We start from the raw sequence: 15,368 nt of genomic DNA on the forward strand, positions 1-15,368 counted from the left end.
ATGGCGCTATAATTCAAAACGGAAGCCGACGCTTCCGTTTTTTCCACCCTTAACGATAGCCCCCGTTGCGACTTTCTTTCTTTTTGTTTGCCGCCGCGCTCATGCTGGCCGGCGCTTCCCATGCCCAGAACGTGCCTTTGCGCGGACTGAGCGCCGCCCAACTGGCCGTGGTGGTCAATGACGACGAGCCCAACAGCGTGGAGATCGCCGAGTATTACCGCAAGGCGCGCGCCATTCCGGCGCCCAATATGGTCCATGTGCGCATACCGCAGCGGCCGCACAAGCTCGATGCCGACCAGTTCGCCGAGCTCAAGGCGCAGATCGACGCCCGTCTCGGTCCCGAGATCCAGGCCGTGCTGATGGTGTGGACCGCGCCGTACGCGGTCGAATGCAATGGGCTGACGGCGGCCTACACGCTGGGCCTCGATGCCGGCCTGTGCAGCAAGCCCTGCGGTCCGAGCAAGCCCAGTGGCTACTACAATTCGCCGTCGGCCAGGCCGTTCAGCGATCACCAGATGCGGCTGTCGATGCTGCTGCCGACCGAATCGGTGGAGGCGGCCAAGGCGCTGATCGATCGCGGCGTGCTGACCGGCTTCGCGACGCCCACGGCCACCGCCTATTTCCTCACCACCAGCGACGCCGCGCGCAGCAGCCGGGCGCGCTTCTTCCCCCGTTCGATGAGCGTGCGGCAGAAAAAGCTGACCATCAAATCGCTGCAGGCCGACAGCATCGAGTCCGTCAACGACATCATGGTCTACCAGACCGGACTGGCGCATGTGCCCAAGCTCAATACCCTGAAATTCGCGCCGGGCGCGCTGGCCGACCACCTGACGTCGGTCGGCGGCGACTTGCTGTCGGACCGGCAGATGAGCAGCCTGCGCTGGCTGGAGGCGGGCGCCACGGCCAGCTATGGCAGCGTGTCCGAGCCCTGCAACTACTGGCAGAAGTTTCCCAACTCCGCCGTGATGCTGGGGCATTACCTGCGCGGCGCCAGCGCCATCGAAGCCTACTGGAAAAGCGTGGCCTGGCCGGCGCAGGGGGTGTTCATCGGCGAACCGCTAGCGGCGCCGTATCGTCACTAGCGCGCGGCGCGACCAGGCGCCCAGCAGCGCCAGGCCGCCCAGCCACATCGCCAGCGCCTGAGGTTCAGGCACGGCGGGCGTTGCGGCCAGTTGTGGGGGCGTGTATTGTTGCGCGAGCGTCAAGGCGCGCTCGCCGCCGTTCAGCGCCGCCTGGCGCCACTGGCCGAGGGCGGCGGCGTCATGCCCGGCGCGCCGTGGGCGCGCCAGCGGCGGCGCCAACCATGTCAGGGCGTGCTCGCCATCGCCGAGCCGTTGACGGTTCCACTCCAGCGATTGATCGATTTTTTGCAGCTTTTCCTCGGGCGACAGCCCCTCGTTGTTGGCGATATCGGCTTCCACTTCGGCGTCCGCCATGTGACAACCGTCATACAGGAAATCGAGATTGATCCGCGTGCTGGGCGGCGGCGGCGGCGGGCTGGCGTCCTGCCGGTCGGGATCTGGGTTTGGCAGCGACAGCGCGCAGGCGCCGGCCGGCGGCGGCGGCGGGGCTGGCTCGGCGGCCAGCGCCAGCGAGGTGTTCAGCAGCGCGCAGGCGAGGATCGATCTACTGAAGGTTTTCATGATGCCCACTCCATCGATGGCGGCGGTCCGGGCGACGCAGGCCAGAAAGTTGACGCATTAAATATTTACTATTTGCAATTAAAATTCCTTGAAGTTAATTTTAGCGCGAGTCAGCCTGAATAGCGAGAGAAAACCGCAAGCGCCGCTACGGTCCGCCTTAGTCCGAACGGACTAAGGCCATGTCATCAAGGCGTCAATCCGGCGGCTTAATATGCAAAATGCAAGATTCAAAAACATTTTGTTAAGTTTTCCGCGCCGACCTTCTCTACACCAGGACTCCACTCATGAAAAAAACTTCCCACACGCCTAACGCCCAGGCTGCCTCCTCGCCGGGCCGGCGCACCATCATCGCCGCCGCCCTGATGGCGGGCTTGTCGGCATCGGCCCACGCCGATTCGCCGGTGGTGATCAGCCAGGTGTACGGCGGCGGCGGCAACTCCGGCGCCACCATCAAGAACGATTTCATCGAACTGTTCAACCGCGGCACGCAACCGGTCAGCCTGGCCGGCTGGAGCGTGCAATACGCCAGCGCCGCCGGCTCCTCGTGGCAGGTGACCAGGATCAGCGGCACGCCGGTGCTGCAACCGGGCCAGTACTACCTGGTGCAGGAAGCGGCCGGCACCGGCTCCGGCTCGCTGCTGACTCCGGACACCACCGGCACCATCCCGATGAGCGGCACCACCGGCAAGGTCGCGCTGGTGAACGACGGCAACGCCTTGTCGGGCGCCGCGCCGTCCAGCGCCACGCTGGTGGACCTGCTGGGCTACAACGCCGGCTACTTCGAAGGCACGAACGGTCCCGGTCTGAGCAACACCACCGCCGCGCTGCGCGCCAACGGCGGCTGCACCGACACCGACAACAACGGCAGCGACTTCGCCACCGGCGCGCCGACCCCGCGCAACACCGCCAGCGCGCTGCATCAGTGCGGCGTGCCGCCGGCGCCGCCTGTCGTCGCCAGCTGCCCGGCCAGCTTGTCGATGGCGGTCGGCTACGCCGGCGCGGCCGACCTGAGCGCGACCGATGCCGACGGCGTCGTCAATCATGCCGTCATCACCTCGACCGGCGTGCCGGGCATCAGCCTGGTGAACTTCCTGGCCGCCTCGGCCGCCGGCGCCAACGCCACCGTCAGCCTGAACGTGGCCGCCGGCGTGGCATCGGGCAACTACCCGGTGGTGGTGCGCTTCGATAACGACCAGGCGCAGCAGGCCAGCTGCACCGTCAACGTCAACGTCGCCTTGCCGACCGCCGTCACCCACAGCATTCCGCAAATCCAGGGCCCGGGCGAGACCAGCCCTTACGCCGGCACCGTGCAGACCACCGAAGGCGTGGTCACTGCCAAGGTCGGCTCCGGCTTCTTCATCCAGGACGCGGCCGGCGACGGCGATCCGCAGACGTCGGACGGCATCTTCGTCTACACCACCGCCGCCAACACCGGCACCGTGCAGGTCGGCGACCAGGTGCGCATCACCGGCACCGTCACCGACTACGCGCCGGTGGCCGGCGGCCACGCCTACACCGAGCTGCAGACCATCACCGCCATCGTCAAGACCGGCAGCGGCGTCGCCGTCACCCCGACCAATATCGTGCTGCCATACGCCAACCTGGGTCAGGTCGAAGGCATGCTGGTGCGCTTCAGCAACGCGCTGACCGTGTCGCAGCTGGAGTTCCTGGGCGCCCGCGGCGAAGTGACGCTGTCCGCCGGCCGGCTGGAAGTGCCAACCAACCACTACCGCGCCGGCTCGAACGAAGCCAGGGCGCTGGCGCTGGCCAACGCCGGCAACCAGATCGTGCTGGACGACGGCGTCTTCGTCACCCCGGCCACCATCCCTTACCTGGGCGCGGACGGCTCGCTGCGCGCCGGCGACACCGTCTCCGGCCTGACCGGCGTGGTCGACTTCGGCGCCAAGGGCGGTGGCGGCGCCAGCTTCAAGCTGCAGCCGACCGTGGCCCCGGTGTTCTCGCAGGACAACCCGCGCACTGCGCCGCCAGCCCTGGTGGCCGGCAACATCAAAGTCGCCAGCGCCAATGTGCTGAACTACTTCACCACCTTCACCAACGGCCAGGACGTCGAAGGCCGCAGCGGCCAGGGTTGCTCGCTGGGTTCCAGCGTCAGCAAGTCCAACTGCCGCGGCGCCGATAACCTGAACGAGTTCAACCGCCAGTCCGCCAAGATCGTCGGCGAACTGAAGGCCATCGACGCCGACGTCTTCGGCCTGATGGAAATCCAGAACAGCGGCGAATATACGGTCGGCTACCTGGTCAAGGCGCTCAACGAAGCGATCTCGCCGGGCACCGGCTTCCAGACCTACGCGGTCGTGCCCAAGCCGGCCGCCACCGGCACCGACGCCATCCGCGTCGCCATGATCTACAAGCCGGCCACGCTGGCGATGGTGGGCGGCGCGCTGTCCGACGCCGACAGCGTCAACAACCGTCCGCCGATGGCGCAGACCTTCGTCGCCGCCAACGGCGCCAAGTTCTCGCTGATCGTCAACCACTTGAAATCGAAGGGCAGCTGCCCGACCGGTTCCGGCGCCGACGCCGACAACGGCGACGGCCAGAGCTGCTGGAACGCCGCCCGCGTCAACCAGGCCAACCGCCTGGTCAATGTGTTCGCGCCGCAAGTGGCGGCCGCCGCCGGCGACGCCAAGGTGCTGATGATCGGCGACTTCAATGCCTACGGCATGGAAGATCCGATCAAGGCCATCACCGACAAGGGCTACGTCAACCAGCTGGAGCGCTTCGTGCGCGCCGGCGGCGGCATGCCTTACTCCTTCGTCTTCAACGGCGAAGCGGGCTACCTGGACCACGCGCTGGCCAACGCCGCGATGAGCGCCTCGGTGGTGGACGCCGCCGAATGGCATAACAACGCCGACGAGCCGACCGTGGTCGACTACAACACCGACGGCAAGCCGGAAGACAAGTACAGCGCCGCACCGTACCGCGCTTCCGACCACGACCCGGTCGTCATCAGCCTGAACCTGGCCGCGCCGTACAGCGACGTCAGCGCCAGCGTCAAGGCGGTCGGCAGCGGCCTGGTGTTCAACCGCGCCACCGGCAAGTACAGCTCGACGTTCTCGGTCACCAACACCGGCGCCGCCGCGCTGACCGGCCCGTTCCAGGTCGAGTTCAACGGCCTGCCAACCGGCATCACGCTGAGCAACGCCAGCGGCAGCCACGCCGGCGCGCCTTACATCACGGTCAACGCCGCCACGCTGGCGCCGGGCGCCACCGTCTCGTTCGCGCTGAGCTTCAGCAAGACCGGCACGGCCAATATCAGCTACACCACCAAAGTTTACAGCGGCACTTTCTAAGGATATGACCATGTTCAAACCAAACTTCTCCCTGACCCTGCGCCATGCCGCGCTGGCGCTCGCGCTGAGCGGCATCGCCGGCCTGGCCTCGGCCCAGACCATGCACGTGGAACTGAACACGGCGTCGCTGGGCAGCAGCGGCTTCCTGGACTTGCAGTTCGCTCCGTCGAGCGTCCCGGCAACCTTCGCCAGCGCCACCATCAGCCATCTGGTCGGCTTTGGCGACCTGTCCGGCGTCGCCGTGACGGGCGACGTGCAGCAGAACGCCGGCGGTTTCACGTTCGGCAACACCACCGACTACAACGACCTGTTCCAGGCGATGTCCTTCGGCGGCAAGGTCAGCTTCGACGTCACCTTCGGCGGCCTGTCCGATCCGTCGCCGGCAGCGATCCCGAGCAAGTTCGCCGTCTCCTTCTACGGTGCCGACGGCATGACGGTGCTGGGCAACGCTGATCCGCTCGACGGCAGCCTGATGTCGATCAGCTGGCAGCCGACCGCCGGCGCCGGCGCAGTATCGCTGGCCATCACCGACCAGACCATCGCCAACGTCAGCGCGGTGCCGGAACCGTCGACCTGGGCCATGCTGGGCGCCGGCCTGGCGCTGGTCGGTTTCGCCCGCCGCCGCAAGCTGGCCGTCTAAGCTTCAGGCTTGCAAAAAAACAACATGTGCGCTTGCGACGCTCAAGATCGTCGCAATGCCACATGTTGTTTTTTTCGTTTAGACGGCGACTTCTAAATGGCAAGCCATGCAGGCAGGCATTGGATATATATCGCGAAACTCTAAATCCCGCTTGGAAATCATATTAGTAATGCCAGATTGCTTGTTGCATAGTTCCTCCTTTACACGGATTTGCCATGCGACCAGCCCATATCCTTGTCATTGAAAACGAGCCTGCGATCCAGGAACTCATCGCCCTCAACCTGAGCATGGCCGGCCACGCCGTCCAGCGCGCGCGCGACGCCGAAAGCGCGCTGCTGATGCTGGAAGACAGCCTGCCGGCGATGGTCATGCTGGACTGGAACCTGCCCGGCCAGTCCGGCCTGTCGCTGATACGCCGGCTGCGCGCGCAGCCGCGCACGCGCGACCTGCCGATCATCATGGTGACCGCCCGCTGCGGCGAGCCGGACAAGATCATGGCGCTGGAAAGCGGCGCCGACGACTACATGACCAAACCCTTCAGCCCGCGCGAGATGGTGGCCCGGGTGCACGCGCTGCTGCGCCGCCTGCAGCCGCCGGCCCAGCCGCAACCGGCGGAGGCGGTGCAGATGGCCGGCCTGCGGCTCGATCCGCACACGCTGCGCGTGACGGCCGGCGCTCGCGAGCTGGCCATGGGCCGGGTCGAATTCAAGCTGCTGAACTTCCTGATGAACCACCCTGAGCGGGTCCACACCCGCGCCCAGCTGCTCGACCAGGTGTGGGGCAACGCCGTCTACCTCGACGAGCGCACCGTCGACGCCCACGTCGGCCGCCTGCGCAGCGCGCTCCAGCCCAGCGGCCACCAGGAACACATCGAAACCGTGCGCGGCAGCGGCTACCGCTTCGTCGCCTGGGAGCAGGGCGCGCGGGCGGTGCGCGAGCCGGCCAGGGTCTGAGCATGGAACAACTAGTCATCTTGAGCAAGCTGGAGCAGGAATACCTGCTGCACGCGATCGAAGCGGTGCTGCCGGTGCGGCAGGCGCGCCAGCTGTGCCTGTGGACCCAGGGCCAGTTCCAGGCGCTGCTGCCGCACCGCATCATGGTCTGCCTGCAATTTGGCGCCCAGGACGAGCTGCAGCACGTCGAATGCATGCACAGCACGGTGCTGGACGCCGGCCTGCTGGCCCGCCTGGCCGACAAGGCCGACGGCCTGGCGCTGCGGCTGGCGCGCCACTGCCGCGACGGCGTGCGGCTGCCGGCCCTGCTGGACGCCGGCGCCACCGCCACTGGGCCGGCCGACGCGCCGCGCCAGCCGCTGGCGCCGTTCCTGGACGAGCTGCGCGCGCTGGGCCTGGACAACCTGCTGCTGCACGGCACCGAGCCCCTGCCGGGCGGTTCGACCTTCTTCGTGCTGTTCGGCCTGCCGCACCGGCCGCGCCCGCGCCATGCCTATTTCTTCGAACTGTTGCTGCCGCATCTGCACCTGGCGCTGCAACGGGTCGGCCAGCAGCAGCGCCAGGCCCGCGCCGGCGCGCTGGCGCGCCCGGTCAGCGCGCGCGAGATGGAAATCCTGCACTGGGTGCGCGAGGGCAAAAGCAACGAGGAAATCGGCCTGATCCTCGGCATCAGCGGCCTGACGGTGAAGAACCATCTGCAACGGACGTACCGCCTGCTGGGCGTTTCCAACCGGGCCCATGCGATCGCGCGCGGCATGGCGCTGCACCTGTTCGAGCAGCCGCCGCTGCCACTGGCCAGGGCCGCCTGAAGGCGCGTTGCGCACACAAGCAATAAAAGATTGTCTACTATGCAAACCGCATGGTAGCCTCTGACTTCTTGCCGGTAGGCGTGGCGAATTAAGGAGTCGTTCGGATGGAAGTTGCAAAGAATCACCGTCAGTCCGCAGCTCACAAGGCTGGCGGCTTTACCCTGCTGGAATTGCTGGTCGTCATCGTGATCATCGGTTTGCTGGCGGCCTACGTCGGTCCCAAGTATTTCGCCCAGCTGGGCAAGTCGGAAGTGACCATCGCCAAGGCGCAGATCGAGGCGTTTGAAAAATCGCTCGACACCTACCGCCTGGACGTCGGCCGCTACCCGACCACCGACGAGGGCCTGGGCGCATTGCTGGTCGCGCCGGCCACGGCGGGCGCCAAGTGGAACGGCCCCTACCTGAAGAAGGGCGTGCCGCCGGATCCGTGGGGCCGTCCGTACCAGTACAAGGCGCCGGGCAGCAAGTCCGAATTCGACATCACTTCGCTCGGCCGCGACGGTCAGCCCGGCGGTACCGGCGAAGACGCCGACATCAGTTCACAATAAGCCTCGCCGTCACGGAAAGTAGTTTTCGCCATGCAGTTCGATGTCCGCACCTTGTCGGCCGATATGGCCATCTCCCATCTGGTGATCGATGGCCGCGATGAGGCCGACGCGCGCCGTCAGGTGGAGGCGCGCGGCCTGTACGTCAGCGCCATCGCGCCGGTACGGGGAGGGCTCGGCCTGCGGGGCGGCAAGGCGCGCGGCAAGGGCCTCTCGCTGGTGCTGTTCAGCCAGGAGCTGCTGGCGCTGCTGACCGCCGGCCTCGGCATCGTCGAAGGCCTGGAGGCGCTGCTGGAAAAGGAAACCAGCCCCGTCACGCGCAGCGTGCTCGAGCGCCTGCTGGCCGGCCTGCGCGAAGGCCAGCGCTTTTCCGCCGTGCTGGCCGAGCAACCCGAACTGTTCCCGCCGCTGTACATCGGCATCGTCAAGGCCGCCGAGGGCACCTCGGACCTGCCGCGCTCCCTGTCCCGTTTCATCGACTACCAGCAGCGCATCGACCTGGTGCGCGGCAAGCTGGTGTCGGCCGCGATCTATCCGTGCATCCTGCTGCTGGTCGGCGGCGGCGTCAGCCTGTTCCTGATTGGCTACGTGGTGCCACGCTTCGCCGAGGTCTACCAGGGCGCCGGCCGCAACCTGCCGTGGCTGTCGCAGCAGATGCTGAACTGGGGCCAGTTCGCCGGCGCGCACACCACGCTGCTGCTGGGCGGCATCGCCGCCGTGCTGGGCGCGCTGGTGCTGGGCGCGCGCCAGCTGATGGGCAACGGCGGCTTCGCCCGCCTGATGGGGCGCCTGCCCGGCATCGGCGAGCGGGTGCGCATCTACGAATTGTCGCGGCTGTACCTGACCCTGGGCATGCTCAGCGAAGGCGGCATCACCATCGTCCATGCGATCGAGACCGTGCAGGGCATGGTCTCGGCCGGCATCCGCCAGAACCTGCAAACGGCGCGCGCCGACATCGAGTCCGGCCTGCCGCTGTCGACCGCCTTCGAGGCCAGCCACCTGACCACGCCGATCTCGCTGCGCATGCTGCGCGTGGGCGAGCGCACCGGCGACATGGGCCCGATGCTGACCCAGTCCGCGGCCTTCTACGACGGCGAAATCAGCCGCTGGATAGAACGCTTTACCCGAACCTTTGAGCCGCTGCTGATGGCCGCGATCGGCCTGGTGGTCGGCGCCATCGTGGTGCTGCTGTATATGCCGATTTTCGATCTGGCCGGAGACATGTCATGACGCCGCACCTTGCCGCCGCAACGCCGGCGCTGGACATGGCCCTGGTCGCGCGCGCGCGCCACCTGCGCCAGCAATCGAAGCGCACGCTGGTCGAGGAACTGGTCGCGCTGACCGGCATGGAGCCGCGCCTGATGGTGCAGGCGCTGGCGCAGCCGTTCGGCATGGCCGTGCTGGAGACCATCGACATGCTGGGCTACACGCCGGCCTTCGAGCTGCTGCCGTTGTCGCAGGCCTTGGCGCGCCATTGCGTGCTGCTGCGCGGGCACGACGGCATGGTGGTCGGCGTGATCGCCGATCCCTTCGACCTCGACCTGCAAACCTGGCTGGGCACGCAGGCGCGCGCCACGCCGCACGCGCCGCTGCAAACCCGGCTGGCGCTGCAAGCCGACATCCAGGCCTATCTGTCGAAGCAGGAAGAATCGGCGCGCGCCACCGACACGCTGCTGCCCGGCGCCAGCGAGGGCCGGCGCGACGGCAAGACCGCCGCCGTGCTGTCGTTCGCCTCGGTGTCGGAAGCGGCCAGTCCCGCCGTCCGCCTGGTCAACTCGACCCTGTACGACGCCTTGAAAGCGGGCGCCTCCGACATCCACCTGGAAAGCACCGCCGGCGGCCTGGCCGTCAAATACCGCGTCGACGGCGTGCTCGATCACGCCACCTCGGTCAACGGCATCGACGTCGCCGAGCAGATCATCTCGCGCCTGAAGGTGCTGGCGGAGCTGGACATCGCCGAACGCCGCGTGCCGCAGGACGGCAGCTTCCGCGTCGAGGCCAACTCGCGCGAGATCGACCTGCGCGTCTCCATCATGCCGAGCATCCACGGCGAGGACGCGGTGATCCGTATTCTCGACAAGCGCGCCATGATCGAGGCCTACGGCTCGCTGACCTTGGAAGCGCTGGGCTTCGACGCGCCGTCGCTGGCCACCTTGCGCGTGCTGGCGCAGGAAGCCTACGGCATGCTGCTGGTGACCGGGCCCACCGGCTCCGGCAAGACCACCACGCTGTACGCCGCGCTGACCGAAATCCACAACGGCCGCGAGAAAATCATCACCATCGAGGACCCGGTCGAGTACCAGCTGCCGGGCATCCTGCAAATCCCGGTCAACGAGAAGAAGGGCCTGACCTTCGCCAAGGGCCTGCGCTCCATCCTGCGGCACGACCCGGACAAGATCATGGTCGGCGAGATCCGCGACCGCGAGACGGCGGAAATCGCCGTGCAGTCTGCGTTGACGGGCCACCTGGTGCTGACCACCGTCCACGCCAACAACGTGTTCGACGTGTTCGGCCGCTTCACCCACATGGGCATCGATCCGTACGCGTTTGTGTCGGCCCTGAACGGCATCTGGGCGCAGCGCCTGGTGCGCATCAACTGCCCGCACTGCGCGGCGCAGTACACGCCGGACGATCACGAACTGGCCAGCGTGGGCCTGGCCCGCGCCGACGTCTACGACTACCGCTTCATGCAGGGCAAGGGCTGCGGCGATTGCCGCGGCACCGGCTACAAGGGGCGCCGTTCGATCGCCGAGATCCTGACGCTGAACGACGAGATCCGCGAGCTGATCGTCGACAAGCGGCCGATCCGCCAGATCAAGCAGGCGGCCTACGAGAACGGCACGCGCAGCCTGCGCCTGGCGGCCCTGGAGCTGGTCAAACGGGGCGGCACCACGCTGTCCGAAATCAAACGAGTAACCTTGCATGCGTAGAGCAATTGGACAATCACTGCGCATCGGCGTCTCCGGCCTTGCCGTCAGCCTGCTGCGCACCAGCCGCTGGCGCGGCGAGCCGGTGACGGTGTTGGCCGAACATGCGTTCGCGCCTTCGGGCGAACATCCGTTCGACGCCATCGCCAACGCCTTGCGCGCGCTGCTGGGCGAACAGCTCGGCGATAAAAGCGTGGCCGGCTGGCCGGTCAGCATCGTGCTGGCCGACGAGCTGACGCGCTTGTGGCGCGTGACGCCACCACCGGAAGCGGCGCGCCTGGCCGACATTGAAGCGGCGGCCGGCTTCCGCTTCCAGGCGCTGTACGGCGAAGCGCCGGCCGCCTGGCAGATCTCGGGCGACTGGAGCGCCACGCAGCCGTTCTTCGCCGCCGCCGTGCCGCGCGCCTTGCTGGCCGTGCTGCGGCTGGTGGCGCAGGAATTCAAGCTGCACGTGGTCGGCATCGAACCCCATTTCATCAGCGCCTACAACCGCTGGCGGCGGGGCGTGAAGCCGGGCGCGTGGTTCGGCCTGGTGCACGACCACCTGCTGACGCTGGCCGCGGTTGAAGCCGACGACAAAAGCATACGCGCGATCCGCGTCTTGCCGATGCCGGCCGGGCAGGGCGCAGACCAATACTGGCTGGGCCAGACGCTGAAGCGCGAAGCGCTGCTGCTGGACATGCCCGAGCCCGAGCTGCTGCAAGTGTGCGGCGCCGCGCCGGCCGTGTGGAGCAAGCCGGTGAGCAATCCCGCGCACATCGCCTGCGCCGCGTTGGACCAGGAGCGGCAGGCGTCCAGCGGCGGCCTGTCGACGATGGCGCTGTTGGCGCGCGGCGGGAGCGTGGCATGAAGAATATGCATATCGATTTCGCGCCGCGCAGCCTGCGCCGCGCCTTGTTCCACACGCATCCGGCGCTGCTTGCGCTGGGCGGCGCCGGTCTGCTGTTGTGCGCGGCCGCGGCGTTCGGCGGCTGGAAGCTGGTGGAGCAGAAGCGCTTGCGCGAGCATGAACTGCGCCACCTGCAGGAACGCGCAGCGGCCATTTCGGCGCGGCCGGTGGAGGTGGCGCAGGTGGCGATACCGGAAGGGCAGGCCGCCTTCGTCAACGGCGCCATCCTGCAACTGAACCTGCCATGGCGCGAGCTGCAAGACGCGGTGGCCGCGGCCACGCCGCGCAACGTCGCGCTGGTGGCGATGGAGCCGGATCCGCGCAAGCAGGTGCTGAAGATCACCGCCGAAACCAAGAACAGCGACGACATGGTGGCCTACGTGGCGGAGCTGAAGCAGCAGGAGCTGTTCAGCGGTGTGATGCTGACCCGTCATGAAATCAATGAGCAGGATCCCAACCGGCCCTTGCGCTTCCAGCTGGAGGCGACATGGATAGCCCGATGACGGATGTGAAAAATAAGGTGAACGTGGCCGCCATCGTGCTGCGCGCGCGGCTGGCGCTGGTGCGTCTGGGGGCGCCGGCCTGCGTCGCCATTGCGCTGTGCGTGGCCGGCGCCGCGGCGTGGGCGTGGCTGCTGCCGCAGCGCGCGACGCAGGCGCAGCTGATGGCGCGGCCCCTGCCGACGCCGGCATCGCTGGTGACCGCTCCGCCGCCGCCATCGGCCAACCAGAACCTGGCCGGCTTCTACGAAGTGCTGGGCGAGAAGCGCTACGCCGAGCAGCAGGTCAAGGTGCTGTTCGACCTGGCGGCCAAAAACAACCTGTCGCTGAGCCAGGGCGAGTACAAGGCCGCCTACGACAAGGCCAGCCGCGTCAGCACCTACCAGATCCTGCTGCCGGTGAAGGGGCCGTATCAATCGATCTGGCAGTTCGCCATGCAGGGCTTGCGCGACATGCCGTTCGCATCGCTCGACGAAGTCGGCTTCCGGCGCGAAGCCATCGCCGAACCCACGGTGGAAGCGCGCTTGCGCTTCACCTTGTATTTGAAGGACGGCGAGCCATGAAGCCTTATCAAATCGCGATGGGCATCGCGCTGGCCGTCGCCGGCGGCCTGGTGCTGTTCGGCGATAACTCGCCGGCGGGCGACATCGCCGAGCCGGTGGCGCGCAGCCGCGCCGCGCCAGCCGCCGGTGCGGCTGCGCCCGCGCCGCGTGCCGGCAGGGAAGCCAAGCCGCAGGCCGAGGTGGCGATCCTGCGCCTGACGCCGCGCGCCATGCTGGTCGGCGAATCCGGCGAGGCCACCTTCGCATCGGGCGAGGGCGTGTTCCAGGGACAGAACTGGAATCCGCCGCCACCACCGCCGCCGCCCGCATCGAAAGGGCCACCACCGGCGCCGGTGGCGCCGCCGATGCCGTTCACGGTGATCGGCAAGGCCGTCGCCGACGGCGCCTGGGAGGTCTACCTGGCGCGCGGCGACAAGACTTACGTCGTCAAAAATCAAACCGTCATCGACGGCACCTACCGCATCGACCGGATCGCGCCGCCGCTGATGTCCGTGACCTATCTGCCTTTGAATCAGGTACAACAGATCAATATTGGAGTCCTCGACTGATGGCTAGTCATCTGAAGAATTTGGGCCGCCGCGCCGCGCTGCCTGCCATGCTGGCGATCGCCCTGGGCGGTTGCGCCGGACAAATGGCCTATCGCGATGGCCGCGACCTGATCGCCAAGGACCAGCTGGAGGCGGGCCTGCTCAAGTACCAGGAGGCCGTCAAGGCCGAACCGGGCAATCCCGAATACCGCTCGGCCTATCTGGTGGCGCGCGACCGTGCCGCGCTGCGCTTCCTCGACCAGGCCGAGCGCCAGCAGTCGGAAGGGCAGTTGGCGCTGGCGGAGCAGGGCTTCCGTCGGGTGCAGGCGCTCGATCCGTTCAACGAACGCGCCCGCGCCGGCTTGCGCGCGCTGGAGCGCGACGACCGCCAGACCAGGCTGATGGCCACCGCCGCCCAACATGTGAACAAGGGCGAGTACGAGCTGGCCAAGCAAAAGCTCAACGCCATGCTGACCGAGAATCCGGCCAACGAAAAAGCGCGCCTGATGCTGCGCGAGGTCATCGACAAGATCGCGCCGCCGGTGGCGGAAGCCGGCCTGGCGAAAGCCTACAAGCAGCCGATCTCGATCGAGTTCCGCGACGCGCCGCTGAAGCAGGTGTTCGAGGTGATCTCGCGCCGCGCCGGCCTGAACTTCGTGTTCGACAAGGATGTCAAGACCGACCAGCGCACCACCGTGCTGCTGAAGAACAGCACCGTCGAATCGGCGATCTACTTCCTGCTGCTGACCAACCAGCTGGAGCAGCAGGTGATGGACGCCAACACCATCCTGATCTACCCGAACGTGGCGGCCAAGCTGAAGGAATACCAGGAGATGACGGTCAAGACCTTCTTCCTGGCCAATGCCGAGGCCAAGCTGGTGGCCAACACCCTCAAGACCATCCTCAAATCGCGCGACGTGGTGGTCGATGAAAAACTCAACCTGCTGATCGTGCGCGACAGCCCGGAAGCGATCCGCCTGGCCGAGAAGCTGGTGGCCTTGCAGGACGCGCCGGAAGCGGAAGTGATGCTGGAAGTGGAGGTGCTGGAAGTGAAGCGGGGCAGCGTGATGGACCTGGGCGTGGTGTGGCCGACCGGTGTCGGCTTGACGCCGTTGTCGACCTCGGGCGGCACCGGCATCACCATCCGCGACTTGAATAACCTGAACCAGCGTACCATCGGCGTGACCGGCGTTGCGCTCGGCATCAACGCCAACAAGAACGATACGGATTCCAACCTGCTGGCCAATCCGCGCATCCGCGTGCGCAACAAGGAAAAAGCCAAGATCGTCATCGGCGACAAACTGCCGGTGATTACCACCACCGTGTCGTCCGGCGTGGGCGGCTTCGCCAGCGACAACGTGACCTACGTCGATGTCGGCCTGACGCTCAACGTCGAGCCGACGGTCTACCTGAACAACGAGGTGGCGATCCGCGTGCAGCTGGAGGTGAGCAACCTGACCGGCACCATCACCACCAAGAGCGGCGGCACCGCCTACCAGATCGGCACGCGCCAGGCCACCACCATGCTGCAGTTGAAGGATGGCGAGAACCAGGTGCTGGCGGGACTGATCAACAACGAAGAACGCGGCACCGCCAACCACGTGCCGGGCGCGGGCGACCTGCCCATCATCGGCCGCCTGTTCGGCAGCAAGCGTGACGACAGCCAGAAGACCGAGATCGTGCTGTCGATCACGCCGCACCTGATCCGCAACGTGCAGCGGCCGGAAGCCTCTGCGTCGGAATTCTCGGCCGGCACGGAGGCCAGCTTCCGCCGCCGCCCCGACCTGAGCGCGCGTCCCAACGTGGCGATGCCGCCGTCGCCGGGCGCCTTGCCGCCGCCAGTGGGCGCCTTGCCTCCGCCGGCTGGCGCCATGCCGCCTCCGGCGCCGTTGCGTCCGCCGCTGCCGGTCCATTCCATGCCGATCTCGCAGGGCCAGCCGGCGCCGCTGCCGCCTAGCCAGGGGCAGCAACCGCAGCCGGTGCTGCCGCCGCCGGAGCCGGAACCGGCGCAGCCGCTGCCGTTGCCGCAGCAACAGCCGCTGCAACAACCGGTGCAGTAAG

At 67.3% G+C, this 15,368-nt stretch carries 14 protein-coding genes; 13 read left to right on the forward strand and 1 reads right to left on the reverse strand.

Features of this window, described 5'->3' with window-relative positions; genetic code table 11:
* The first annotated feature begins 65 nt into the window (after positions 1 to 65).
* The gene (locus tag AC1RMD_RS28280) at positions 66 to 1,082 is read left to right on the forward strand and encodes a TIGR03790 family protein (protein WP_492931674.1); all 1,017 of its coding nucleotides are present in this window, start codon (positions 66 to 68) and stop codon (positions 1,080 to 1,082) included.
* On the opposite strand, the gene AC1RMD_RS28285 is transcribed toward AC1RMD_RS28280, so the two are convergent.
* On the reverse strand, positions 1,059 to 1,643 hold the full coding sequence (locus AC1RMD_RS28285) for a PEP-CTERM sorting domain-containing protein (RefSeq protein WP_492931676.1): 585 nt from the start codon (positions 1,641 to 1,643) through the stop codon (positions 1,059 to 1,061). The genes AC1RMD_RS28280 and AC1RMD_RS28285 overlap by 24 nt on opposite strands.
* A gap of 284 nt (positions 1,644 to 1,927) precedes the next feature.
* On the opposite strand from AC1RMD_RS28285, the gene AC1RMD_RS28290 reads away from it, so the two are divergent.
* From AC1RMD_RS28290 to AC1RMD_RS28345, 12 genes are all read left to right on the forward strand, one after another.
* Positions 1,928 to 4,954, forward strand: a complete 3,027-nt coding sequence (locus AC1RMD_RS28290) for an ExeM/NucH family extracellular endonuclease (RefSeq protein ID WP_492931678.1) — start codon at positions 1,928 to 1,930, stop codon at positions 4,952 to 4,954.
* 10 nt (positions 4,955 to 4,964) lie between these two features.
* A complete protein-coding gene (locus AC1RMD_RS28295; RefSeq protein WP_492931680.1) occupies positions 4,965 to 5,594 on the forward strand; it encodes an NF038129 family PEP-CTERM protein in 630 nt (209 codons plus the stop codon).
* Positions 5,595 to 5,809: 215 nt separating this feature from the next.
* Positions 5,810 to 6,547, forward strand: a complete 738-nt coding sequence (gene phoB, locus AC1RMD_RS28300; RefSeq protein ID WP_492931682.1) for a phosphate regulon transcriptional regulator PhoB — start codon at positions 5,810 to 5,812, stop codon at positions 6,545 to 6,547.
* 2 nt (positions 6,548 to 6,549) lie between these two features.
* Positions 6,550 to 7,356, forward strand: coding sequence for a LuxR C-terminal-related transcriptional regulator (locus AC1RMD_RS28305; RefSeq protein ID WP_492931684.1), 807 nt, complete (start codon positions 6,550 to 6,552; stop codon positions 7,354 to 7,356).
* 104 nt (positions 7,357 to 7,460) lie between these two features.
* Positions 7,461 to 7,904 (forward strand): type II secretion system major pseudopilin GspG, encoded by a 444-nt coding sequence (gene gspG, locus AC1RMD_RS28310; RefSeq protein WP_492931686.1) that lies wholly within the window; start codon positions 7,461 to 7,463, stop codon positions 7,902 to 7,904.
* A 30-nt stretch (positions 7,905 to 7,934) separates the two neighbouring features.
* Positions 7,935 to 9,131, forward strand: coding sequence for a type II secretion system F family protein (locus AC1RMD_RS28315; protein WP_492931688.1), 1,197 nt, complete (start codon positions 7,935 to 7,937; stop codon positions 9,129 to 9,131).
* Entirely contained in the window at positions 9,128 to 10,831 is a 1,704-nt protein-coding gene (locus AC1RMD_RS28320) for a GspE/PulE family protein (RefSeq protein ID WP_492931690.1), read from the forward strand. Before AC1RMD_RS28315 ends, AC1RMD_RS28320 begins: the two co-directional genes overlap by 4 nt.
* Positions 10,824 to 11,678 (forward strand): hypothetical protein, encoded by an 855-nt coding sequence (locus tag AC1RMD_RS28325; RefSeq protein ID WP_492931692.1) that lies wholly within the window; start codon positions 10,824 to 10,826, stop codon positions 11,676 to 11,678. Before AC1RMD_RS28320 ends, AC1RMD_RS28325 begins: the two co-directional genes overlap by 8 nt.
* Positions 11,675 to 12,220, forward strand: a complete 546-nt coding sequence (locus AC1RMD_RS28330; protein ID WP_492931694.1) for a PilN domain-containing protein — start codon at positions 11,675 to 11,677, stop codon at positions 12,218 to 12,220. The genes AC1RMD_RS28325 and AC1RMD_RS28330 overlap by 4 nt, the downstream gene beginning before the upstream one ends.
* Complete coding sequence (locus AC1RMD_RS28335) at positions 12,217 to 12,780, forward strand: hypothetical protein (RefSeq protein ID WP_492931696.1); 564 nt, start codon at positions 12,217 to 12,219, stop codon at positions 12,778 to 12,780. The genes AC1RMD_RS28330 and AC1RMD_RS28335 overlap by 4 nt, the downstream gene beginning before the upstream one ends.
* Entirely contained in the window at positions 12,777 to 13,328 is a 552-nt protein-coding gene (locus AC1RMD_RS28340; RefSeq protein WP_492931698.1) for a hypothetical protein, read from the forward strand. Before AC1RMD_RS28335 ends, AC1RMD_RS28340 begins: the two co-directional genes overlap by 4 nt.
* Complete coding sequence (locus AC1RMD_RS28345) at positions 13,328 to 15,367, forward strand: secretin GspD/PilQ domain-containing protein (RefSeq protein ID WP_492931700.1); 2,040 nt, start codon at positions 13,328 to 13,330, stop codon at positions 15,365 to 15,367. Before AC1RMD_RS28340 ends, AC1RMD_RS28345 begins: the two co-directional genes overlap by 1 nt.
* The last annotated feature ends 1 nt before the right edge of the window (position 15,368 follow it).

Source organism: Duganella sp. GW822-FHT06D06, from assembly GCF_058799615.1.

Coding starts and splice junctions, on each gene's coding strand:
- gspG (WP_492931686.1), top strand. CDS start 7,461: ATGGAAGTTGCAAAGAATCACCGTCAGTCCGCAGCTCACAAGGCTGGC.
- AC1RMD_RS28330 (WP_492931694.1), top strand. CDS start 11,675: ATGAAGAATATGCATATCGATTTCGCGCCGCGCAGCCTGCGCCGCGCC.
- AC1RMD_RS28325 (WP_492931692.1), top strand. CDS start 10,824: ATGCGTAGAGCAATTGGACAATCACTGCGCATCGGCGTCTCCGGCCTT.
- AC1RMD_RS28340 (WP_492931698.1), top strand. CDS start 12,777: ATGAAGCCTTATCAAATCGCGATGGGCATCGCGCTGGCCGTCGCCGGC.
- phoB (WP_492931682.1), top strand. CDS start 5,810: ATGCGACCAGCCCATATCCTTGTCATTGAAAACGAGCCTGCGATCCAG.
- AC1RMD_RS28285 (WP_492931676.1), bottom strand. CDS start 1,643: ATGAAAACCTTCAGTAGATCGATCCTCGCCTGCGCGCTGCTGAACACC.
- AC1RMD_RS28305 (WP_492931684.1), top strand. CDS start 6,550: ATGGAACAACTAGTCATCTTGAGCAAGCTGGAGCAGGAATACCTGCTG.
- AC1RMD_RS28295 (WP_492931680.1), top strand. CDS start 4,965: ATGTTCAAACCAAACTTCTCCCTGACCCTGCGCCATGCCGCGCTGGCG.
- AC1RMD_RS28345 (WP_492931700.1), top strand. CDS start 13,328: ATGGCTAGTCATCTGAAGAATTTGGGCCGCCGCGCCGCGCTGCCTGCC.
- AC1RMD_RS28315 (WP_492931688.1), top strand. CDS start 7,935: ATGCAGTTCGATGTCCGCACCTTGTCGGCCGATATGGCCATCTCCCAT.
- AC1RMD_RS28320 (WP_492931690.1), top strand. CDS start 9,128: ATGACGCCGCACCTTGCCGCCGCAACGCCGGCGCTGGACATGGCCCTG.
- AC1RMD_RS28290 (WP_492931678.1), top strand. CDS start 1,928: ATGAAAAAAACTTCCCACACGCCTAACGCCCAGGCTGCCTCCTCGCCG.
- AC1RMD_RS28335 (WP_492931696.1), top strand. CDS start 12,217: ATGACGGATGTGAAAAATAAGGTGAACGTGGCCGCCATCGTGCTGCGC.